Annotated in this window: 21 protein-coding genes; 11 read left to right on the top strand and 10 right to left on the bottom strand. The window is 73.3% G+C overall.

From position 1 onward, the window contains the following. Window positions 1-90 precede the first annotated feature (90 nt). From ACZ51I_RS01110 to ACZ51I_RS01095, 4 genes are all read left to right on the top strand, one after another. Window positions 91-507, top strand: a complete 417-nt coding sequence (locus ACZ51I_RS01110) for a VOC family protein (RefSeq protein ID WP_468870685.1) — start codon at window positions 91-93, stop codon at window positions 505-507. A 63-nt stretch (window positions 508-570) separates the two neighbouring features. Further along, window positions 571-1080, top strand: a complete 510-nt coding sequence (locus ACZ51I_RS01105; protein ID WP_468870684.1) for a pyridoxamine 5'-phosphate oxidase family protein — start codon at window positions 571-573, stop codon at window positions 1078-1080. A gap of 40 nt (window positions 1081-1120) precedes the next feature. Continuing rightward, the gene (locus ACZ51I_RS01100; protein WP_468870683.1) at window positions 1121-1783 is read left to right on the top strand and encodes a TetR/AcrR family transcriptional regulator; all 663 of its coding nucleotides are present in this window, start codon (window positions 1121-1123) and stop codon (window positions 1781-1783) included. Window positions 1784-2006: 223 nt separating this feature from the next. Continuing rightward, the gene (locus tag ACZ51I_RS01095; RefSeq protein WP_468870682.1) at window positions 2007-3746 is read left to right on the top strand and encodes a DEAD/DEAH box helicase; all 1740 of its coding nucleotides are present in this window, start codon (window positions 2007-2009) and stop codon (window positions 3744-3746) included. Here the strand turns inward: ACZ51I_RS01095 and ACZ51I_RS01090 are convergent. Beyond that, entirely contained in the window at window positions 3671-3862 is a 192-nt protein-coding gene (locus tag ACZ51I_RS01090) for a tyrosine-protein phosphatase (protein ID WP_468870681.1), read from the bottom strand. The two genes, ACZ51I_RS01095 and ACZ51I_RS01090, sit on opposite strands and share 76 nt — an antisense overlap. 198 nt (window positions 3863-4060) lie before the next feature. On the opposite strand from ACZ51I_RS01090, the gene ACZ51I_RS01085 reads away from it, so the two are divergent. Further along, on the top strand, window positions 4061-4486 hold the full coding sequence (locus ACZ51I_RS01085; protein WP_468870680.1) for a guanyl-specific ribonuclease: 426 nt from the start codon (window positions 4061-4063) through the stop codon (window positions 4484-4486). A 10-nt stretch (window positions 4487-4496) separates the two neighbouring features. Here ACZ51I_RS01085 and ACZ51I_RS01080 read toward each other — a convergent pair whose 3' ends face one another. Beyond that, the gene (locus ACZ51I_RS01080) at window positions 4497-5966 is read right to left on the bottom strand and encodes an ankyrin repeat domain-containing protein (RefSeq protein WP_468870679.1); all 1470 of its coding nucleotides are present in this window, start codon (window positions 5964-5966) and stop codon (window positions 4497-4499) included. Window positions 5967-6023: 57 nt separating this feature from the next. Then, entirely contained in the window at window positions 6024-6908 is an 885-nt protein-coding gene (locus ACZ51I_RS01075) for a hypothetical protein (RefSeq protein WP_468870678.1), read from the bottom strand. Window positions 6909-7094: 186 nt separating this feature from the next. On the opposite strand from ACZ51I_RS01075, the gene ACZ51I_RS01070 reads away from it, so the two are divergent. Further along, entirely contained in the window at window positions 7095-7862 is a 768-nt protein-coding gene (locus ACZ51I_RS01070) for a S1 family peptidase (protein WP_468871664.1), read from the top strand. A gap of 48 nt (window positions 7863-7910) precedes the next feature. Here the strand turns inward: ACZ51I_RS01070 and ACZ51I_RS01065 are convergent, their stop codons facing one another. Beyond that, window positions 7911-9662 carry a glycoside hydrolase family 35 protein gene (locus ACZ51I_RS01065; protein WP_468870676.1) on the bottom strand — a complete coding sequence of 584 codons (1752 nt, stop codon included), beginning with the start codon at window positions 9660-9662 and terminating at the stop codon, window positions 7911-7913. Between the two features lie 80 nt (window positions 9663-9742). On the opposite strand from ACZ51I_RS01065, the gene ACZ51I_RS01060 reads away from it, so the two are divergent. The 4 genes from ACZ51I_RS01060 to pepN all read left to right on the top strand — a co-directional run bounded on the left by ACZ51I_RS01060 (window position 9743) and on the right by pepN (window position 14496). Then, the gene (locus tag ACZ51I_RS01060) at window positions 9743-10630 is read left to right on the top strand and encodes a helix-turn-helix transcriptional regulator (RefSeq protein ID WP_468870675.1); all 888 of its coding nucleotides are present in this window, start codon (window positions 9743-9745) and stop codon (window positions 10628-10630) included. Between the two features lie 11 nt (window positions 10631-10641). Next, entirely contained in the window at window positions 10642-10956 is a 315-nt protein-coding gene (locus ACZ51I_RS01055; protein ID WP_468870674.1) for a chorismate mutase, read from the top strand. Further along, window positions 10956-11942: an asparaginase gene (locus ACZ51I_RS01050; protein WP_468870673.1), complete on the top strand. Its 987-nt coding sequence runs from the start codon at window positions 10956-10958 to the stop codon at window positions 11940-11942. Before ACZ51I_RS01055 ends, ACZ51I_RS01050 begins: the two co-directional genes overlap by 1 nt. A 67-nt stretch (window positions 11943-12009) precedes the next feature. Beyond that, on the top strand, window positions 12010-14496 hold the full coding sequence (gene pepN / locus ACZ51I_RS01045; protein WP_468870671.1) for an aminopeptidase N: 2487 nt from the start codon (window positions 12010-12012) through the stop codon (window positions 14494-14496). A gap of 38 nt (window positions 14497-14534) precedes the next feature. Here the strand turns inward: pepN and ACZ51I_RS01040 are convergent, their stop codons facing one another. The 6 genes from ACZ51I_RS01040 to ACZ51I_RS01015 all read right to left on the bottom strand — a co-directional run bounded on the left by ACZ51I_RS01040 (window position 14535) and on the right by ACZ51I_RS01015 (window position 19442). Further along, window positions 14535-15782, bottom strand: coding sequence for a PP2C family protein-serine/threonine phosphatase (locus ACZ51I_RS01040; protein ID WP_468870670.1), 1248 nt, complete (start codon window positions 15780-15782; stop codon window positions 14535-14537). Next, a complete protein-coding gene (locus ACZ51I_RS01035) occupies window positions 15779-16789 on the bottom strand; it encodes a SpoIIE family protein phosphatase (protein WP_468870669.1) in 1011 nt (336 codons plus the stop codon). The genes ACZ51I_RS01040 and ACZ51I_RS01035 overlap by 4 nt, the downstream gene beginning before the upstream one ends. After that, the gene (locus tag ACZ51I_RS01030; protein ID WP_468870668.1) at window positions 16786-17262 is read right to left on the bottom strand and encodes an anti-sigma regulatory factor; all 477 of its coding nucleotides are present in this window, start codon (window positions 17260-17262) and stop codon (window positions 16786-16788) included. The genes ACZ51I_RS01035 and ACZ51I_RS01030 overlap by 4 nt, the downstream gene beginning before the upstream one ends. Then, complete coding sequence (locus ACZ51I_RS01025) at window positions 17246-17632, bottom strand: STAS domain-containing protein (RefSeq protein WP_468870667.1); 387 nt, start codon at window positions 17630-17632, stop codon at window positions 17246-17248. The genes ACZ51I_RS01030 and ACZ51I_RS01025 overlap by 17 nt, the downstream gene beginning before the upstream one ends. Before the next feature lie 20 nt (window positions 17633-17652). Next, complete coding sequence (locus ACZ51I_RS01020) at window positions 17653-18531, bottom strand: STAS domain-containing protein (protein WP_468870666.1); 879 nt, start codon at window positions 18529-18531, stop codon at window positions 17653-17655. Between the two features lie 410 nt (window positions 18532-18941). Further along, complete coding sequence (locus tag ACZ51I_RS01015) at window positions 18942-19442, bottom strand: MarR family winged helix-turn-helix transcriptional regulator (RefSeq protein ID WP_468870665.1); 501 nt, start codon at window positions 19440-19442, stop codon at window positions 18942-18944. A 101-nt stretch (window positions 19443-19543) separates the two neighbouring features. On the opposite strand from ACZ51I_RS01015, the gene ACZ51I_RS01010 reads away from it, so the two are divergent. After that, window positions 19544-20710, top strand: a complete 1167-nt coding sequence (locus ACZ51I_RS01010; RefSeq protein WP_468870664.1) for a PP2C family protein-serine/threonine phosphatase — start codon at window positions 19544-19546, stop codon at window positions 20708-20710. The last annotated feature ends 122 nt before the right edge of the window (window positions 20711-20832 follow it).

Raw genomic sequence — 20832 nt, 5'->3', positions numbered from 1 at the left:
ACGACCCGGCCCACGCCCTGCTCGCGTACGTCCGCGCCACGAGCCGCCGTGCCGGGTGACTCGCCACCGCGGACCGGGCAGGGAAAACCGGTGGCCCTCGTCCCCGCCCTCGGCGACCATGAGGCCATGGCCTCTCTCGTACGACACGTGACCATCGACTGCGCCGACGCGTACGCCCTCGCGAGCTTCTGGGCGAAGGCACTCGACGCCAAGGTTTCCGACGACGATCAGCCCGGCGACGAGGAGGCGCTCGTCGAGTCGGCCGGGGCGGACCTCCTCTTCATCCAGGTCCCCGAGGAGAAGGCGGGGAAGAACCGCGTCCACCTCGACCTCCAGCCGCAGGACCGCACCCGCGACGAGGAGGTCGAGCGGCTGCTCGGCATCGGCGCCAGGCTGCTCGACGACCGCCGCAACCCCGACGGCACCGGCTGGGCCACCCTGGCCGACCCGGAGGGCAACGAGTTCTGCGTGGAGCGCAGCAAGGCGGAGCGCGCGGCGACCGCCTGAACCCCCTCGAAGCCCGGAGCAATCCGGACAGTGGTTGTCGGGTATCCGGTGTTTCCTTGAGTCATGGGAGACACCGGAACGACCTGGTCGGCCTTCGAGGCCGCCGAACCCGAGCTCGCCGCGACCGTGAGGGAGCGCTTCGGGCAGTACACCCACCACGCCCTCGCCACCGTGCGCAAGGACGGCTCGCCGCGCCTCAGCGGCATCGAGGCGGACTTCCGCGGCGGGGAGCTGTGGCTCGGCATGATGCCGAACTCCCGCAAGGCGCTCGACCTGCGCCGCGACCCTCGGTTCGCCCTGCTCGCGAACCCCGGCTCCGGCACCGACATGGGCGGCGGGGACGTGCGTATCTCCGGGCGGGCGGTCGAGGTCACCGACCCGGAGACGCTGGACCGGTACGCGGCCGAGGCGGGCGAGCCGCAGCCCTTCCACCTCTTCCGGGTGGAGCCGACCGAGGTCGTACGGACCTGGGTGGACGGCGAGGAGATCGTCTTCCGGAGCTGGGCGCCGGGACGCCCGACACGGACGATCCGGCGCGGCAACGACGACAGCCCGCCCCGCCAGGACGCCTGACTCCTGGGTGGACCGGCGCGCGGGGGACCAGAATGGGCACGTGCCGAACACGCAAGCAAGAAGAAAGAACCAGGTGAGCGGGGGGCCCGAGCGGCGCCGTGAACTCCTCGACACGGCGGCCGAGGTGTTCGCCGCCCAGGGGTACAACGCCACCACCGTCCGCAAGATCGCGGACGCCGCCGGGATGCTCGCCGGCAGCCTCTACTACCACTTCGACTCCAAGGAGTCGATGCTCGACGAGATCCTCTCCACGTTCCTGAACGAGCTGTGGGACGGGTACGACGCCGTCCTCGACGCCGGGCTCGGCCCGCGCGAGACCATCGAGGCCCTCGTCACCGAGTCCTTCCGGGAGATCGACCGGCACCGCGCCGCCGTCGCCATCTACCAGAAGGAGTCCCTCCACCTCGCCGCCCAGCCGCGCTTCGGCTACCTCGGCGAGTCGCAGCGCAAGTTCGAGAAGGCCTGGCTCGGTACCCTGGAGCGGGGCGTCGCGGCGGGGGTCTTCCGCGCCGACCTCGACGTCCGCCTCACCTACCGCTTCGTCCGGGACACCGTCTGGGTCGCCGCCTCCTGGTACCGGCCGGGCGGGCAGCACAGCCCGGAGGAGATCGCCCGCCAGTACCTGTCCATGGTCCTGGACGGAATCGCCGTACGCGGTCCCGGGACGTCCGGGGACCGGGGGGCCGGGGCGGGAAGGTCCTGAGGCCCATTATTGTTCCAGTAGAGACATCCGGGATCCGTATCGTGTCCCGGAAGAGACAGCCGGAGCCGTGTCACGTGTTCCGGAAGAAACAGCCGGGGCCCGTGTCGCGTGCTCCGGAAGACACAGCCGGGGCCCGTATCTCGTGTTCCGGGCGGTACAGCCGGGGCCCGCATCGCGCAGGTGCGGGCCCCGGCTGTGCCGCGCACCGGCCAGAAAGGCACGAATGACCCGCTCCGAACGCCCCCACAAGCGCGGCGCCCGCACCGCCCAGGCGAACTCCACGTCCCAGCCGAAGGGCCCCCGCGGCGGCCGTCGTCCCGCCGCGCCCCCGACGCCGCAGGAGTTCACTCCGCCGGAGACGGTGACGCCCGCGCTGCCGCCCGTGGCCTCCTTCGAGGACCTGGACATGCCGGCCGCGCTGCTGCGGACGCTCACCGAGCAGGGCGTCACCGAGCCCTTCCCGATCCAGGCCGCGACCCTGCCGAACTCGATCGCCGGGCGCGACGTCCTCGGCCGGGGGCGTACCGGCTCCGGCAAGACCCTCGCCTTCGGGCTCGCGCTCCTCGCCCGCACCGCCGGCCGCCGCGCCGAGCCCACCGCGCCCCTCGCGATGGTCCTGGTGCCGACCCGCGAGCTCGCGCAGCAGGTGACCGACGCCCTCACGCCGTACGCCTCCGCGCTGCGGCTGCGGATCACCACGGTCGTCGGCGGCATGTCGATCTCCCGGCAGTCCTCGTCCCTGCGGCGCGGCGCCGAGGTCCTCATCGCCACGCCCGGCCGCCTCCACGACCTGATCGAGCGGGGTGACTGCCGCCTCGACCAGGTCGCCGTCACCGTCCTCGACGAGGCCGACCAGATGGCCGACATGGGCTTCCTGCCGCAGGTCACGAAGCTGCTGAAGCAGGTCGAGCCGGGCGGGCAGCGGCTGCTGTTCTCCGCGACGCTCGACCGGAACATCGACCGGCTGGTCAAGATGTTCCTCGACGACCCGGTCGTGCACTCCGTCGACCCCTCGGCCGGCGCGGTGACCACGATGGAGCACCACCTCCTGTACGTGGCCGACGAGACCGACAAGAAGGCCGTCACGCTGCGGATCGCGGCCCGGGACGGCCGGACGATCCTCTTCATGGACACCAAGCGGTCCGTGGACCGGCTGGTCAAGCGGCTCCTCGCCAACGGCGTCCGGGCCTCCGGGCTGCACGGCGGCCGCTCGCAGCCGCAGCGGAACAGGACCCTGGACCAGTTCAAGACCGGCCAGGTCACCGCGCTCGTCGCGACGAACGTGGCGGCCCGCGGCATCCACGTCGACGACCTCGACATGGTCGTCAACGTCGATCCGCCGATCGACCACAAGGACTATCTGCACCGGGGCGGCCGCACCGCCCGCGCCGGCGAGTCCGGCAGCGTCTTCACCCTGGTCCTGCCCGAGCAGAAGCGGGACATGGGCCGGCTGATGACGAACGCGGGCATCAGCCCCCGTACGGCGCAGATCAAGTCCAGCGACGAGGAGCTCGCCGAGCTCACCGGCGCCCGGGTGCCCTCCGGCGTCCCCGTCGTGATCGAGACCCCGCAGCCGACCCCGCCGCGCAAGGCGGCGGCAGCCGGTGGCGGCGGGGCGACCGGCGGCCGCCGTCGTCGCCGCCCGGCCTCCGGCGGTTCGACCGGCGGTACGGGTACGGGCACGGCGGCCTCGGGCCGCGGTTCCGGCCCGTCCACCGGGCGGGCGTCCGGTTCGGGCACCACCGGCCGGGGTTCGGCCTCCGGGGCGCCGACGGGCCGGGGTTCCGGCGCCACGGGCGGCTCCGGGCGCGGTGCGGCCGGCGCGGGGCGCGGCTCGGGCGCGGGCTCCGGGCGCGGTGCGGCGGCCGGGGCGGGCCGGGGCGGGCGTCAGGCGCCGGCCGCGAGCCGCTCGCGGAGCGCCGCCGGCTCGCGCGGGTCCAGGCAGAGGCCGACCGACATGTAGCGAAAGACGCTCCCGTACGAGGTGCGGACCTGGTCCAGGGCACTGTCCAGGTACTCGGCCCGCACCTCCTGGAGCGGCACGAACAGCTCCGGGTTCCGGATGCCCTGGGTTCTCACGGCCTACGCGGGCGCGGCCCCGCTGAGCCTGCGGCTCCCCCGTACCGCGGTCACCGGGGCGCGGTGACACGCCGGGCGCACACACATGTGGCCGCCGTGCGCAGGTGGGCGAACAGCCGGTGAGGGGTGGTGAACGTCCGGGGAATGCAAGGGGGTTGGGGTTCCGGCGACGGCTCTACGCGCGTCATCATCACAGCCATGCGAATCCCCCCTCGATTCACCCTCGCCGGCGGTGTCGCCACCGCCCTCCTGTCCTCCCTCCTCCTCGGCGCCCCCGCCACCGCCGCACCGGCCCCCGCGCCCCCCGCCGCCGTGTCCTCGGCCGCGGCGACCGCGTCCGTCGGGGACATCTGCTACTCGGACCTGCCCAGCCAGGCGTACGACACCCTGCGGCTGATCGACGCGGGCGGCCCCTTCCCGTACAGCCAGGACGGCTCCGTCTTCCAGAACCGCGAGGGCGTCCTGCCGGCGCACACCTCCGGCTACTACCACGAGTACACGGTCAAGACCCCGGGCGTCTCCACCCGCGGCGCCCGCCGGATCGTCACCGGAAGCGCGGCGGACGAGGACTACTACACCGCCGACCACTACGCCACGTTCGACCTCGTCGACCACACCTGCTGACCACCACCGGTCAGCCCCGGCGCGGGGTCGTCCACTCCAGCCGGGTCCTGACCCGCGGATCGTGGACGTGCTCCAGGGCGGCCAGCGCCGTCTCGCGCGGCGCGCCGTCCGCCTCGCCGTCCGCGAGGATCGACGCCAGCGCGTCCACGGCCCGCGGGTCCTGACGGATCGCGAGACCCCGCGCCGCCTCCGCCGCGGTCTCCGGGTCGGCGTCGCCGAGCCGCTCGGCGAGCCCCTCCCGTACGAGGGGTGTGTCGTCGGGCAGCTCGGCGAGCGCCAGCGTCGCCCAGTCCCGGACACGGGCGTCGCCGTCCCGGCTCAGCGTGAGCAGCACCCCCAGCGCCTCCACGTGCCCGGCCGGCACGATCCCGGCGAGGGCCGCGGCGACGGCCCGGCGCACCGCCGCGTCGGGATGCCCGGCCGCCGCGAGCAGTTCGGGCACGGCGGCCGCGTCCGCGCACTCCCCGAGCGCGAGGACCGCCGAGAGGAGCGGTTCGCGCGCCGGGGGCACGGCCTCCGCCGCCAGGCGCCGCAGGACCGGAACCGCGCCCGGCCCGAATCCGGGCAGCGCCCCGAGCACCCGGGCGCCGAGCGCCCGGCGCAGCGGATCGCGGTAGGCGCACCATCCCGCCGCCGCCACGAAGGTCTCCTCGTCGGCCCGGCGCGCCAGTTCGGCCACCGCCGTCGTCCAGTCGTCCAGCTCCGGGTCGCCGCAGCGCAGCGCCCGCGCCGCGAGCTCCTCGTGCGGGGTGCGCAGGCCGAGCGCCGCCTCCAGGAGCGTGGCGATCGCCGCGTGACCGGTCTGCCGGTCGTCGCCGCGGCCGGGCGCCCCGTCCTCCCGCAGCAGCTCGACGACGACGGTGATCCCGCCGTCCTCCCGGATCCGCCGGACGGCCGCCTCATACGTCTGGCCGCCCTCGTTCCCGGCGACGAGCCCGCGCCGCAGCTCGGCCGCGATGTCGGCGCCGATCCACCGGCGGGCCTCCCGCAGCGCCGCCTCCAGGCCCTGCGCCCCGTGGTCGAGGAGGGCCCGGACGCAGCCGGTGGAGCCGCGCCGGGCGGCGGCCACGAGCGGGCGGACTCCGTCGGGTCCCGGCCGGTCCGGGTCGGCGCCGTGCTCCAGGAGGACCCGGGCCGTGTCGGCGTGGCCGAGGCGGAGGGCCCAGGCGAGGGCGGTGAAGCCGTACGCCTCCTCCTGGTCGGCCGCCGCGCCCGCCGCGAGCAGTGCCCGCACCACCTCGGTGTGGCCGCCGCAGGCCGCCCCGCACAGCGGCAGGTCGCCGCCGTCCTCGCCGCTGCCCCGGCCCGGGTCGGCCCCGGCGGCGAGCAGCACCCGCACGATCCCGGCCTCGTCGCCGACGGCCGCCCGGTACAGCGCGGTCTCCCCGTCCTCCCGGTCCTCGGGGTCCGCCCCGGCCCGCAGGACCCGCACGGCCCCGTCCTCGTCCCCGTCCCGGATGGCGTCGAACAGCGTGCTCATGACCCGACCCTGACCCGCCGTCGGCTCATGGCGCAAATCGATTCGTGCGTCGGCGCGTCAGGCCGCGCACTCCAGGACGGTCCCGCACACCCCGCACCTGGCCCGCAGTGCCCGGCCCGCCGGGACCCGCAGGCGCTGGAGGCAGACCGGGCAGGGGAAGGTGACGCCGGTGGCCGGGGCGCCGCCCTCGAAGGCGTACGGGGCGTCATCGGAGGCCCGGCCCCTGCGCCGCTGCAGGGCGTACCGGCGGCGCTCGGCCCAGCCCGCGCCGGCCAGCGGCGGCGCGGTCCGCTCCCGCGCGGCCTCCGCCCGGCCCCGTACCCACGCCTCGTACGCCACCGCGCTGGTGAACCACGGCGAGGGGTCCTCGCCGAAGACCTCGGCCCGTTTGGCGAGGACATAGCCGAACTCCTCCGGGGTCAGATAGCCGAGCTTCTGGCTCTCGACTCCGTCCCGCCGGTAGGCGTCGAGGAGCAGCCAGCCGGCGCCCAGGTAGGCGGTGGTCACGTCGGTGAGGACCTCGTTCTCGGCGGTGGTGGGGAAGCCGAGGCCGAGCCGGTGCAGCAGGACGTGGGTGATCTCGTGGGCGAGGGCCGCGCCGATGTCCCGGCGGCGGGTCCGGAAGCGGTCGTTGAGCTCCACGAAGTACTCGGGACCCGCCGTGAGCTCGACGGCCGCCGCGTACTCCATGGGACGGAAGCTCACCACGACGCGCGCGTCGGGCAGCCGCAGGTGCCGGACGAGGGCGCGGGCCACCCGCTGCGCGCCGAGGTGGAGGTCCTCGTCGTCGCCGAGGGCCACGTCCGCGGCCGTCGCGGAGGCCGGGTAGCGCTGCACGCCGTCGGGGGAGAGGCGGCGGTAGAGGGCGGTGAGCGAAGCCCGCACGGCGGCGCGGTGCGGGAAGCCGTGGATGACACGGTCGGCCTCATGACGGTTCGGCATGCCGGATCCCCTCTCCCGTCCACTGTACGGTCCCCTCACCGGAACTGGCCGAAAAGGCTTCCTTGTGGCGGCAGTTGAGCGCTGTCCATAATCCGGACGTGTCTTGACGAGGTCATGCCACCACGTGGCGCCCTCCGTCGAGGCCGACCCCCCACGAGAGAAGGAAGACACGTGAAGCAGAACCGCATGGTCCGTGCCCTCCAGAAGCTGGCCGCGGCCGGCGCCGTCGTCCTGGCGGCCGTCAGCCTCCAGCCCACCACCGCCTCCGCCGCCCCGGCCCCCGTCGTCGGCGGCACCCGCGCCGCCCAGGGCGAGTTCCCCTGGATGGTCAGGCTCTCCATGGGATGCGGCGGCTCCCTGATCACCCCTCAGGTCGTCCTCACCGCCGCCCACTGCGTCAGCGGCTCCGGCAACAACACCAGCATCACCGCCACCGCCGGAGTCGTCGACCTCCAGTCGAGCAGCGCCATCAAGGTCAGGTCCACCAAGGTCCTCCAGGCCCCCGGCTACAACGGCCAGGGCAAGGACTGGGCGCTGATCAAGCTCGCCAGCCCCATCACCTCGCTGCCCAACCTGCAGATCGCCGAGACCACCGCGTACAACAGCGGCACCTTCACCGTCGCCGGCTGGGGCGCCGCCCGCGAGGGCGGGTCGCAGCAGCGCTACCTGCTCAAGGCGAACGTCCCCTTCGTCTCCGACGCCTCGTGCCAGTCCGCCTACGGCAGCGACCTCGTCCCGGCCGAGGAGATCTGCGCCGGCTACAGCCAGGGCGGGGTCGACACCTGCCAGGGCGACTCCGGCGGCCCCATGTTCCGCAAGGACAACGCCGGAGCCTGGGTCCAGGTCGGCATCGTGAGCTGGGGCGAGGGCTGCGCGCGCGCCGGCTACCCCGGTGTCTACACGGAGGTCTCGACCTTCGCCGCCGCCATCAAGTCCGCCGCCGCCACGCTGTAGCGGCCCGGTGAACGGGTGCCCCGGAGCGGCCTCGGCTCCGGGGCACCTTCACGTCCGCACCGGCTCCAGCTCCACCGAGGACGGCCCCCCGCCCTCCAGCTCCAGGACCCACACCTCGTTCGGGCCCTCCCGCAGCACCGGGCCCGGCACGAACAGCGCGTCCTGCGGGCCGGCCGACCAGTAGCGGCCCAGGCAGAATCCGTTCACCCACACGAAGCCCCGGGTCGCGCCCGGCAGCCGCAGCCGGGCGTCCCCGGCCCCGGCCACGGCAAGGACCCCCCGGTACAGGCCCGGAGCTTCCGTGACCGGGCCGAAGGGCACCTGGGCGACCGCCTCCGCCCCGAAGGCGTCGAGCCGCAGCCCCCTGGCCCGTACGCCGTGTAGATACTGCCGCTCGTGCCGTACGCCTCCGGTGATTCCCTTCGGCTCCGCGAGCCGCGGCCCGTAGTTGACCCGCCCCAGCGACTCCACCCACAGGTCCACGAGCGCGGGACCCGCCACCGGATCGGGAAGGACGGCGTCCTCCCCGTCCAGCACCCCCGCCGGCCGCCCGTCGACGTACACCACCGCCCGGTCCCGCAGCCCCGTCACCCCCAGCGGGTACGGCTGCCGGGGACCCGGCACCGCCACCCGGTAGCGCACCAGACCCCGGTCCACCCCCAGCTCCTCGAAGGCGGGCGGCACCGGCGTCACCGTCTCCTCGCCGCCGAGCACCTCCAGGACCCCGTCCAGCGGCGCCCAGCCGTCGAACGCCCCCGAGACCGGCGCCCCCAGCCGGGCCGGCGGCTCCGGCACCTCCGGCAGCGGCCCCTCCGCGTACTCCGCCAGCACCGCGCGGAAGGCCCGGTACTTCTCCGTCGGCCGCCCCGCCTCGTCCACCGGCGCGTCGTAGTCGTACGAGGTCACCGTCGCCCGCAGCGGACCGTCGTGCAGCGCACCCTCCCGGTTCGCGCCGGCCCAGCCCCCGAAGTTCGTCCCGCCGTGCGCCATGTACACATTGACCGAGGCCCCGCACTCCAGGATCTCCCGCAGCGCACCCGCCGCGTCCGCCGCGTCCCGTACGGAGTGCTCCGTGCCCCAGTGGTCGAACCAGCCGCACCAGAACTCCATGCACATCAGCGGACCCGACGGCCGGTGCCGGCGCAGCGTCGCGAAACCCTCCCGGGCCCCCGAGCCGAAGTTCGCCGTCGCGAGCACCCCCGGCACCGAGCCGCCCGTCAGCATGTGGTCCTCGGGCCCGTCCGAGGTGAACAGCGGCACGCTCACCCCGCACCCCCGCAGCAGCTCGGCCAGCCACTCCAGATACGCCAGGTCGCTCCCGTAACTCCCGTACTCGTTCTCCACCTGCACCAGGAGCACCGGACCGCCCCGGTCGACCTGCCGCTCCACCACCTGCGGCAGAAGCCGCCGGAACCAGGCCTCCACCGGCGCCAGGAACCCCGGGTCGAGGCTCCGCACCCGCCGCCCCAGGGGACCGGTCAACCAGTGCGGAAGCCCGCCGTTCTCCCACTCGGCGCAGATGTACGGACCCGGGCGCACGATCGCCCGCAACCCGGCCCGCTCCACCGCGTCCAGGAACCGCCCGAGCGCCTCCACGTCCGCGTACCGGCCGGGCTCCGGCTCGTGCAGGTTCCACGGGACGTACGTCTCGACACAGTTGAGCCCCATCGCCCGCAGCATCCCGAGCCGGTGCTCCCAGTGCCCCTCGTGCACCCGGAAGTAGTGCAGCGCCCCCGACAGGAGGCGCACCGGCCGCCCGTCGAGCAGAAAGTCCTCGTCACCCACAGCGAACGTGCTCATGGCCTCACCCTCGCCCTCTGGCGGCGGGGCGGTCCATGGACAAAGATCGTCGCAGTTTGGACGTAACGGAGGGGCCGGCGATGTACCACACCTGGATGCGCTACTTCACGCCCGGCCCCGTCCACCACCGCCTCGGCCTCGTCTGCCTCGGCGTCGGACTCCAGCACGGCACCCTGCCCACCGTCGGCCCGCGCACCCTCGACCACCACGTCGCCGTCGTCGTCTCCGCCGGCGGCGGCTGGTACCGCGGCGCCGACGGCCGCCGCGCCACCGTCACCGCCCCCGCGCTGCTGTGGCTCACCCCCGGCGTCCCCCACCACTACGCCGCCGACCCCGGCACCGGCTGGGACGAGGCCTTCGTCGACTTCTCCGGGCCCGCCACCGCCACCTACACCGAGCTCGGCTACATCGAGCCCGACCGGCCCGTAGTCCCCCTCTCCGACGCCGCCCCCGCCCGCGCCGCCATCAGCCGGATCGCCCGCGCCGCCCGCCCCGGCAACCCCCTCCTGGAGGTCGAGACCGGAGCCGCCGTCCACGAGCTGCTCGTCGCCCTCCGCCGGGCCCGCGCCGACACCAACGCCGAGGGCGACCCCGTCCTCGCCGCCCTCGCCCGCGACGCCTTCCAGCCGCTCTCCGTCGCCGAACACGCCGCCCGGCACGGCATGACCCCCGCCGAGTTGCGCACCGCCGTCCGCCGCGCCGCCGGGTGCAGCCCCAAGGACTACCTGCTCACCGTCCGCCTCGGCCGCGCCAAGGAGCTCCTCGCCGCCACCGAGCTGCCCGTCGCCGCCGTCGCCCGCCGCGTCGGCTACGACGACCCGGCCTACTTCTCCCGGCTCTTCACCCGCCGGGTCGGCACCGCGCCCATCCGCTTCCGCGAGCAGCAGGGGCGGTCCGTGCACGGCGGCTGGAGCAACCGCGTTCCGGATCCCGAACACCCGCCGACGATCCTCCCCAGATCCGTCTAAGCTCGCAGATCATGAGCGACACCAGCGACATCGACCCGACCGTCACCGCCGAGCTGACCCGGCTGCGCGAAAGCATCGACAACATCGACGCCGCGGTCGTGCACATGCTCGCCGAGCGCTTCAAGTGCACCCAGCAGGTCGGCGTCCTCAAGGCCGAGCACCAGCTCCCGCCCGCCGACCCCGCCCGCGAGGCCCGCCAGATCGCCCGGCTGCGTGAACTCGCCGAGAGCGCGAAACTGGACCCGGCCTTCGCGGAGAAGCTCCTCAACTTCATCATCGCCGAGGTCATCCGGCACCACGAGACGATCGCGGACGGAGCACGCTGATGGGCCGCGTCACGGTCTTCACCCTCGGAGGGACCATCTCCGCGCGAGGCGGTGACGCCGCCCGTATGACCGGCCAGGAGGTCCTCGCCGGGCTCGGCGCCCCCGAGGACGTCGTCCTGCGGGACTTCCGCCGCGTCCCCAGCTCCACCCTCTCCTTCGAGGACCTCGCGGCCCTCGCCGACGAGGTGCGGGCGGCCGTCGCCGGCGGATCCGGCGTGGTCGTCGTCCAGGGCACCGACACCCTGGAGGAGACCGCCTTCCTCCTCGACCTGCTCTGCACCACCGAGCAGCCGATCGCCGTCACCGGCGCCATGCGCCGCCCCGACCTGCCCGGCGCCGACGGCCCCGCCAACCTCGCCGCCGCGCTCGCCGTCGCCACCGACCCCGCCTGCCGGAACCTCGGCGTCCTCGTCGTCCTCGCCGACGAGATCCACGCCGCCCGCCACACCCGCAAGACCCACACCACCTCGGTCGCCACCTTCGCCTCACCCGGCGCGGGACCGATCGGCACCGTCGTCGAGGGCGAACCGAGGATCCTGCTCCGCCCCGCCGTCCCCGCCGCGCTCTGCCCGCTCAAGCTCGACCCCTCCGTACGCGTCGCCCTCGTGACCCTCTCCCTCGGCGACCGCGGCGAACTCCTCGACGCCGTCGACGACCGCTTCCAGGGCCTCGTGGTCGCCGCCTTCGGCGGCGGGCACGCCCCCGCCCCGCTCGTCGAACCCCTCGCCGCACTCGCCCGCCGCATCCCGGTCGTCCTCGCCTCCCGCACCGGCGGCGGCGCGACCCTCACGGACACCTACCGCAGCCCCGGCTCCGAGCACGACCTGCTGCACCACGGACTGATCCCCGCCGGCCCGCTCGACCCCGCGAAAGCCCGGATCCTGCTCCACACCCTGATCTCCAGCGGCGCCGCGGGACCCGCCGGCTACGACCGGCCCCGCATCACCGCCGCCTTCGCCCACCTGAACGGCTCCGGCCTGGCCTGAGGTCCCTCCACCGACAGGTCCGTACACCCCCTGCCCCGGAACGGAGCGATCGGGCAGCATAGGGCCCATGTCCGTACTGACGCGCGACGAAGCGCAGACCCGTGCCCAGCTCCTCGACGTCCACCACTACCGCGTGGACCTCGACCTCACCACCGGCGACGAGACCTTCGAGTCACAGAGCCTCATCCGCTTCACGGCCCGCGCCGCGGGGGACACCTTCGTCGAGCTCAAGCCCGAGACGCTCCACTCCGCCGTCCTCGACGACAAGCCGCTCGACGTCACCACCCTCGACGGCAACCGGCTCCCGCTCCGCCTCACCGAGGGCGAGCACACCCTGCGCGTCGCCACCACCATGCGGTACTCCCGCACCGGCGAGGGCATGCACCGCTTCACGGACCCCACGGACGGCGAGTCGTACGTCTACACCCAGCTGTTCATGGAGGACGTCCAGCGCGTCTTCGCCGCCTTCGACCAGCCCGACCTGAAGGCCGTCTTCGAACTGGGCGTCAAGGCCCCCGAGGGCTGGACCGTCCTCTCCAACGGCATCACCGAGCAGCAGCCCGACGGCCGCTGGCAGGCCGCCCCCACCCCCCTGCTCTCCACCTACTTCGTCTGCGTCGCCGCCGGCCCCTGGCACACCATCCGCACCGAGCACGCCGGCCTGCCCTTCGGCATCCACTGCCGGCGCTCCCTCGCCGCCCACCTCGACGCCGACGCCGACGAGATCCTCGCCGTCACCAAGGCCTGCTACGACCGCTACCACGAGAAGTTCGACGAGCCCTACCCCTTCGACTCGTACGACCAGGCCTTCGTCCCCGAGTTCAACGCCGGCGCCATGGAGAACCCCGGGCTCGTCACCTTCCGCGACGAGTTCGTCTTCCGCTCCGCCGTCACCGTCACCGAGCGACAGACCCGCGCCATGGTCATCGCCCACGAGATGGCCCACATGTGGTTCGGCGACCTCGTCACCCTGCGCTGGTGGGACGACATCTGGCTGAACGAGTCCTTCGCCGAGTACATGGGCTTCCAGACCGTCAACGAGGCGTGCTCCGACCTCTTCCCCGACACCTGGATCGACTTCGGCGTCACCCGCAAGGCCTGGGGGTACGAGGCGGACCAGCGCCCCTCCACCCACCCCGTCGCCCCCGACCCGGAAGCCGTCCCCGACACCGCCTCCGCCCTCCTCAACTTCGACGGCATCTCCTACGCCAAGGGCGCCTCCGCCCTGCGCCAGCTCGTCGCCTGGCTCGGCGAGAAGGACTTCCTCGCCGGCATCAACATCCACTTCAAGCGCCACAAGTTCGGCAACGCCACCCTCGCCGACTTCATCGACAACCTCGCCGCCGCCACCGACCGCGACGTCCACGCCTGGGCCGAACAGTGGCTCCGCACCACCGGCGTCGACACCCTGACGCCCCGCCTCGAAGGCGAGGGCACCCGGTGGCGGCTCCACGTCGACCGCGACGGCAGCCGCCCCCACCGCATCCAGGCAGGCATCTACGACCGGCACCCCGACGGCGAACTCACCCTCCGCGAGCGCCGCGACCTCGACGTCCCGCAGAAGACGCCCGCCGAACTGAGCGGCCCGCACCCCGCCCTCGTCGTCCTCAACGAAGGCGACCTCACCTACGCCAAGCTCCGCTTCGACGAGGTCTCCGAGGAATCCCTCCTGCGCGGCCTCTCCCGCATCCCCGACCCGCTCACCCGCGCCGTCATCTGGAACGCCCTGCGCGACATGGTCCGCGACGGAGACCTCACCCCCGCCGACTACCTGGAGATCGCCCGCGCGCACCTGACCGAGGAGACCGAACTCGCCCTGGTCCAGGGAGTCCTCGGCTTCGCCCGCACCCAGGTCGCCGACCGGTACATCACCGAGGAGGAGCGCCCGGCCGCCCTCGCCGTCCTCGGCGAGATCGCCCGCGCCCTGCTGCGCCGCACCGAGGACGGAGAGGCACCCGGACTGCGCCTCACCGCCGTCCGCGCCTGCATCGACAGCGCCACCACGCCCGACAAGATCGCCTCCTGGCTCGAGGAGGGCACCGTCCACGGCGGTCCGGAGCTCGACCCCGAGCTGCGCTGGCGGATCCTCGCCCGCCTCGCCGTCCTCGGCGCCACCGACGAGACCGTGATCGCCGCCGAGCTGGAACGGGACCCGAGCGCCACCGGCCAGGAGGGCGCGGCCCGCTGCCGGGCCGCCCTCCCGACCCTCGACGCGAAGGCCGAGGCGTGGTCGGCCCTCTTCGACTCCGACGACCTCTCCAACTACCTCTTCACCGCCACCGCCCAGGGCTTCTGGCAACCCGAACAGGCCGATCTGGTACGGGAGTACGTGCCGCGCTTCTACGAGGCGGCCGTCGCGCTCGGCGACCGCCGGGGCCCCGCGATGGCCGAGGCCGCCGGCCGCTACGCCTTCCCGGTGTACGCGATCGACGCGGAGTCGCTCGCCCTGGGCGAGTCCCACCTCACGGACGACGAGATGATCCCGGCCCTGCACCGCAAACTCGTCGACCAACTGGACGACCTCCGCAGGGCCCTGGCGGTCCGGAGCGCCTGACGGCTACCGGCGCCGCCCCCCGCGACCCTGCCCGTCTCTCACGACTCGGGGTCGCGGGGGCGGGGCAGGCGGACGGCGATGGCGAGGGTGTCGTCCTGGTGGAGGACGCCGGTGAGCATGTCGCGGGCGATGGCGGCGGGAATCTGATCCGTGGGCCGCCCTCGGTGACGGCGAGCGGACTGGACCAGGCGCTTCTCACCCTCGTAGCTGTCCCTGCGGCTCTCCGTCAGGCCGTCGGTGTAGAGGACGAGCAGGTCTTCGGGACGAAGCGTCGCCCCGACGACGCCTTCGCTGCCGGGCAGGGGGTAGCCGATGCCGCGGCCGCGGGCTTCGAGGTAGCCGGCGGTGCCGTCGGCGCGCACGAGGAGCGCCGGTGGGTGGCTTCCGTTCGCGAGGACGACCTCGCCGGTCGAGGGGTTCACCCGCGTCAGGAGAAGCGTCGCCATGACGCTGTGGTCCAGGGGCGCGAGGATGTGGTCGGTGCGCGCGACGATGCTGCCGACGGGGTGCCCTTCGAGAGCGAGGGTGCGCACCGCGTGCGTGACGGTCAGCGCGGTGCGGGTGCTGGCGACCCCGTGGCCGAGGGCGTCGACGATGGTGATGTGGATGGTTCCGTCGGGGAGCGCGAACCAGTCGTAGAGGTCTCCTCCGGTGGGGTCGTCGTCACCGGCGGGGGCGTAGTGCACGGCCATCTCGAGGCCGTCGACGTGGAGGGGGCGGGGCCGCAGGGCGTCCTCCAGGGCGCGCAGGGTGCGGCCGTGGGCTCGGCGCAGTTCCTCGTCCCGCTCTTCGAGCTGTACGTAGAGGGCCAGGACGCCGCTGTTGGTCTCGGCCAGCTCGTGCTTGAGTTTGCGGTGCTCCGCGGCGAGGCTGTCGGTCGTGGCGAGCGCGGCGCGCAGTTCCTCCTCGGCGAGGACGAGGTCGCCGGGCACGGGGAGCGGGCCACGCGGGGACGCGGGGACGCGAGGGGTGGGCACGCGCCAGAGCATGCGGTTGTCGGTGGTGATCTCGGGCGGCAGCGGAAGCCGGGTCGCCGCCACCGAGGCGACCGGATCCAGTCGGGGCAGGCGAAGGGCGACGGTCAGCCGGCCGCTGCCGCCGACGTCCGCCGGCTCGTGGGCGGCGGTCAGGGTGACGAGCCGTCCGGCGCTCAGCGAGGGGGCGGCCGCTTCGCTCAGGGCGAGCACCAGGCGGGCCCTGTCGACCGCGGGCAACCGGTGCGCGAGCGCGACGCTTCGTACGGTGCGCCGCAGAGCGGCCAGGGTGTGGAAGGTGCCGCTGGTCATGTGACTCCCGGGGAGGCGCCGAAGACCAGGACCGTGGCGTCGTCCCGGCTTCGGCGCCGGGTGTGGGCCAGTGAGGCCGCGAGCAGGGTGGGGGGCAGGCTCAGGTGGGCGGGGGAGGGCGCGTGCGTCCACCGGTGGTCGATGCCGTCGGTGTACAGGGCCACGGTGGCGTCGGGGGAGAGCTCGAAGGACCGGCTCCTGGGCGGGGGATGGTGGTAGCCGACGATGCCGGCCTGGCCGGTGAGCTGCTGGTGGACTCCCCGGGGCGAGAGGACCGCGGCGCGGATGTTGCCGACGCAGCAGTACTCGGCGAGTCCGGATCCGGTCCTGAGGGCCGCGGCGGCGGCGCCTCTGGTGTGCCTCAGCGCCTTGTGGAGGGCGCTGACGATGTCGGGGAGCGGCGCGTCGGGGCAGGAGTGGAAGGTGCGCAGGGCGCGCTGGGTGGCCGCTGCCGCGTCCGGCCCGTGCCCCAGTCCGTCGACCACCAGCGCGGTCCACGCGTCACCGTGGCGGGCGATCGTGTAGCCGTCGCCGCAGAGGGACTGGCCGTCGGCGGGCAGGCACAGGGCGCCGATGCCGAGGGCCGGTTCCGTGCTCCCGGGAAGTCTGAGGCGGGCGTGCGCGAGGGTGCCGTGCCGGGGGTCCGATCGGATGCCGAAGTCGCTGGCGATGCGGCGTACCGCTCCCAGACCGGCTCCCAGCGTCTTGGTGGTGCTGTAGCCGTCGGTGAGGCTGAGGCCGATGTCGCCGATGCCGGGGCCGTGGTCCACCGCGATGACGTCCAGGCCGGTTCCCAGCGGGGCCGGCTGCAGGAAGACCGCCCCGTTGTGCGCGTGCTTGCTGATGTTGCTGGCGAGTTCGCTGGCGAGGACGGCCGCCTGATCGGGTTGCGCCCCGGGCATCCGGAGGTGCCGGGCGAGGGCGCGGGCCTGGTCGGAAGCCGTCTGGACGGCGCTGTGGTGGTCGATGCGGACGTGGAGCGTCCCTGGACGGCTGCTGTCGTTCACGGCCGGGTGTTCCAGCGCAGCGCGGTCACGGTCGTGCCCTGGCCCGGGACGGTGTGGACGTGGAACTCGTCCATGAGGCGGCGGGCCCCGCCCAGCCCGTGGCCCAGGCCGGCGCCCGTGGTGAAACCGTCGAGGAACGCGGTCTCGAGGTCCGCGATGCCGGGCCCCTGGTCCGCGACGGAGAACTTCAGCCCCTGCCGCCCCGCCTGGTGGACCGTCTCGATGGTGAGAGTGCCGCCGCCGCCGTGGACGTACGCGTTGCGCGCGATCTCACTGGCGGCCGTCACGATACGTGTCTGGTCCACCAGCCCGAAGCCGGCGCGCACGGTGGCCTCGCGTACGGCGTGGCGGGCGGCGAGCAGGTCCTCCTCGGCGCGGATCTCGCGCGTCACTCTCCCGCCGTCGCCGTCGCGGGCGGTGGACGCGCGGGGGGAGACGAGGCGTGCCGGAGGGGACTCACCGTAGAGCGACATCGAGTGCCCCCTTTGGGGGATACGGGGCTTGTCGCCATCCGAGTGCGATCATGCCTTGCTCCGCGTTCAGGGTGGTTTCCACACCGGAAAGACGCAGACCGAGTTCTACCAGCGTGATGGCCACGGCCGGGCGCATGCCGGCCACCACGACGCGCGCGCCCAGGAGCCGGGCCGTCGTGGCCAGTTCCATCAGGGTGCGCGCCACGAACGAGTCGACGAGCTGGAGGCGTGAGACGTCGATGAGGACGCCTCGCGCGCGGTCGGCGACGATGCGTTCGGTGAGTTCTTCGGTGAAGGCGACGGCGCTCTTGTCGTCGAGCTCGTCGAGCAGGCCGGTGACCAGGACGTCGCCCAGTCGAAGGATCGGCACACCTCCGTTGGGGGCGCCGGTCACAGGGCGGCCGCGTAGGGGGGCCGGGGCGTCGGCCGGTTGATCATGGGGATGGCCGCGGCGAGGGCGTCGGCGAGCGTCGCGCGGGTCAGGATGGCGGAGAGGTCGATGCCGAGCTGGGCGATGATCTGCGCGATCGGTGGCCGGATGCCGCTGATCACGCAGTCCGCGCCCATGAGCCGGACGGCGTTGACCGTCTGCATCAGATGGTGCGCGACAGCGGTGTCCACGGTCGGCACACCGGTGATGTCGATGATCGCCACCTGCGCCTCGTCCCGCTGGATCGCTTCCAGCAGGTTCTCCATGACGACCTGGGTCCGCGCCGTGTCGAGCGTTCCGATCAGGGGGACGGCCAGCACCCGGTCCCAGAGGCGGACCACCGGAGTGGAGGTCTCCAGGAGCTGTCTGCTCTGACGCCGGATGATCTCCTCGCGGCCCTCCACATACGTCGAGAAGGACAAGGCCCCCGCCGCGTCGAGAAGCCTGTTGATCAACAGCGCGGCCTGGAACAGGACGGTGCCCTCGCGGGTCTCCTGCTGCACCGCTTCGAGCAGCGCCTCTTTCAGGGACAGGACGGCCAGCGCGGTGGACGTCGGGTCCGCTCCGCCCCGCGCACGACGCAGGGAGAGGTCGGTGACCGCCTGCCGCAGCCCGGGATGCGCGCTGACGACGCGCTCCGCCGGCTGGTCGCTCTCGAGCGCGGAACGCAGCGCCTCGACGAGCAGGTCGGCCTCCTCACGCAGCTCGCCCTCGGTGATGCCGGTTCCCAGGACCGCTCGTTCCAACTGCAGTTGAACCCATCGGTCGGCCACGTCCTCGCTCCGCGCACGCAGAGCCTCACCTACTCGGAGCCGGGCCTCATGCTCTGGGGTGGTCATCGCTATCCGCCTCCGCAATTGTTGTTGCGTGACAAATGTTAGCGGAGTGGCGGTGCGAGGGGAAAGGCTGCCAGGTGCCGGGGGGTGTGGCGGCACTGCGCGGACCGAGACGCCCCCTTCCCCTTAACGGATGTCAAGGAGCCCGGGTCACCCCCCGCCTCGCGGCCGGCTGGGGACCCGGGGCGTGCCCGCCGCGAGGGTGTGGGCGGCGCGCGGCGACCGTCCGACCCCGAGCGGGAGCCGAACGGCACGGAGGTCCAGTAACCTTGCCGCACGGCAATACTTGCCATCGGACAAGTGCTGCCCAATGGACGGTCCACACTCTCCGCAGGACACACCCGCAGACAGGCCCGGACGGCTGGAAGGCAGGAATACCGTGATCCGGTCGACGCGCCCGGCCGAACAGCCGATCAGGCCGATTCCACAGCTTCGCCCCGCGGCTCCTCGCTCGGCGGACTGGCGTCCCCGACGACCCGGCTGAAACCGGCCATCCCCTTCGTGAGAGCGGCCCGCTCCTCAACCGTCATACCGGTGATGACCTCGAGAAGCACCTGCTCACGACGCGCCCGAAGGTCCCGCAGGTAGCTTTCGCCCCGGCTCGACAAGCGCAGCTCGAGCTCGCGGCGACTGGCGGAACTGAGGGACCGGTTGATGAACCCCAGGGCGTGCAGGCGGTCACACATCCGGCTCACCGACGACGGCGTCGAGCTGAGCGCCTCTCCCAACGTGCGCAGATTGATCCCGTGATGCCGGTCCAACGCGTACAGCACCCGAAGCTGCGACGGCGACACCGGGGCCGTCGGCGTCATGTCCCGGCCCTGGCTCCAGAGCACTTCCAACAGCTCGATGACCTCGCGCGTCGCCTGCGCGGCAGCATCCCGATCGTGGCCCGGCGAAGGTTGGGAATGCATGCCCCCAACTGTGACACTTCGCAATGGTCCTGTCAGTCGCTGAGGCATGAGAGACCATCCGCTCCTTTTCCCGCAAATTCCGAACAGGTGGTAATCGAACGGTGGACAGATTCACGGCGGTGGAACGCGCCCTCCGCAGAGCCGCGCCTCACGCCCTCCTCGAAGCGGTGCGGGACGCCCTCACCACCCACTACGCCGCCGAATCCGTCGACCTGCTCATGGCCGACTACGCGATGACCATACTGCAACCCGTCAGCGGCCTCCCCTACACCGCCGAACCGATCCCCGTCCACACCAGCGCGCCCGGCAGAGCCTTCGGCGCCCAGGAACCCCACGTCCAGGCCGACAGCGGCACCGACCGCGTCACCGCGCACCTCCCCGTCAGCGTCCGAGGCGACCGCATCGGCATCCTCAGCGTCCGGCTCCCCGCGGACTCCTACGACCCGGACACCGCCCGCGAACTGCAGGACGTCGCGGAAGTACTGGCCTACGCGATCGTCGTCGCCGAACGGGACACCGACCTCTACCTCCAAGCCCGCCGCGCGGACCGCCTCACCCTCGCCGCCGAGATGCAGTGGCAACTCCTGCCCGGCCGTTCCTGCTCCCGCCCCGAATACGAACTCGGCGCCCAGCTCGAACCGGCTTACGCCATCTACGGCGACAACTTCGACTGGTCGACCTCCGCCGACCACCTCACCCTCACCGTGACCAACGGCATGGGCGAAGGCATCGAGGCCGCCCTGCTCACCAACCTCGCCATCAACGCCCTCCGCAACGCCCGCCGCGCCGGCCTGTCACTCACGGACCAGGTATGCCTGGCCGACCAGGCGGTCTACGGCCACTATCACGGCGCGGTCCACCTCTCCGTACTCCACCTGCGGTTCGACCTGGACACCGGGGAAACGGAGATCATCGACGCCGGCTCTCCCCGGATGTGGCGTCTCAGGCAGGGCAAGGCAGAACCCATCGCACTCGAAGCGCAGCTTCCCCTGGGCATGTTCGAGGACACCATCTACACCGCGCAGCGCTTCCGGGTGGAACCCGGAGACCGACTGCTCTTCGTGAGCGACGGCGTCTACAACGTGGCCTCCCCCGCGGGAGAGCGCTACAGCGAGCGCGCCCTGATCCGCGCCATGGCCAACACCCGTCTCCTCCCGCCGTCACAGGTCCCCCGCGCCGTACTGCAGGAACTCTCCGGCCATCGCGGCCCCATCGACGCCGACGACGACGCCATGGTGGTGTGCCTCGACTGGCACGGCCGCCCCTGACGGCCGTCCGGACGATCCCCGCCCCGGCGAGCGCCGGCGGGGCCGCCCGAGACGGCACGGCAGGCGGCCCACGTCCCCCGTTCGGGTCACAACCCCCGACTCCCCGGACAGCCCCCACCACC

It is taken from the genome of Streptomyces sp. NPDC034084, from assembly GCF_055575535.1.
The sequence above is the reverse complement of the archived record's forward strand: the minus strand, read 5'-3'. Positions and strand labels throughout refer to the sequence as shown.

Excerpts from the sequence above, each read along its gene's own strand:
- ACZ51I_RS01105 (WP_468870684.1), top strand. The coding sequence starts at position 571 with ATGGGAGACACCGGAACGACCTGGTCGGCCTTCGAGGCCGCCGAACCC.
- ACZ51I_RS01095 (WP_468870682.1), top strand. The coding sequence starts at position 2,007 with ATGACCCGCTCCGAACGCCCCCACAAGCGCGGCGCCCGCACCGCCCAG.
- ACZ51I_RS01085 (WP_468870680.1), top strand. The coding sequence starts at position 4,061 with ATGCGAATCCCCCCTCGATTCACCCTCGCCGGCGGTGTCGCCACCGCC.
- ACZ51I_RS01080 (WP_468870679.1), bottom strand. The coding sequence starts at position 5,966 with ATGAGCACGCTGTTCGACGCCATCCGGGACGGGGACGAGGACGGGGCC.
- ACZ51I_RS01075 (WP_468870678.1), bottom strand. The coding sequence starts at position 6,908 with ATGCCGAACCGTCATGAGGCCGACCGTGTCATCCACGGCTTCCCGCAC.
- ACZ51I_RS01070 (WP_468871664.1), top strand. The coding sequence starts at position 7,095 with ATGGTCCGTGCCCTCCAGAAGCTGGCCGCGGCCGGCGCCGTCGTCCTG.
- ACZ51I_RS01065 (WP_468870676.1), bottom strand. The coding sequence starts at position 9,662 with ATGAGCACGTTCGCTGTGGGTGACGAGGACTTTCTGCTCGACGGGCGG.
- ACZ51I_RS01060 (WP_468870675.1), top strand. The coding sequence starts at position 9,743 with ATGTACCACACCTGGATGCGCTACTTCACGCCCGGCCCCGTCCACCAC.
- ACZ51I_RS01055 (WP_468870674.1), top strand. The coding sequence starts at position 10,642 with ATGAGCGACACCAGCGACATCGACCCGACCGTCACCGCCGAGCTGACC.
- ACZ51I_RS01050 (WP_468870673.1), top strand. The coding sequence starts at position 10,956 with ATGGGCCGCGTCACGGTCTTCACCCTCGGAGGGACCATCTCCGCGCGA.
- pepN (WP_468870671.1), top strand. The coding sequence starts at position 12,010 with ATGTCCGTACTGACGCGCGACGAAGCGCAGACCCGTGCCCAGCTCCTC.
- ACZ51I_RS01040 (WP_468870670.1), bottom strand. The coding sequence starts at position 15,782 with ATGACCAGCGGCACCTTCCACACCCTGGCCGCTCTGCGGCGCACCGTA.
- ACZ51I_RS01030 (WP_468870668.1), bottom strand. The coding sequence starts at position 17,262 with ATGTCGCTCTACGGTGAGTCCCCTCCGGCACGCCTCGTCTCCCCCCGC.
- ACZ51I_RS01020 (WP_468870666.1), bottom strand. The coding sequence starts at position 18,531 with ATGACCACCCCAGAGCATGAGGCCCGGCTCCGAGTAGGTGAGGCTCTG.
- ACZ51I_RS01015 (WP_468870665.1), bottom strand. The coding sequence starts at position 19,442 with ATGCATTCCCAACCTTCGCCGGGCCACGATCGGGATGCTGCCGCGCAG.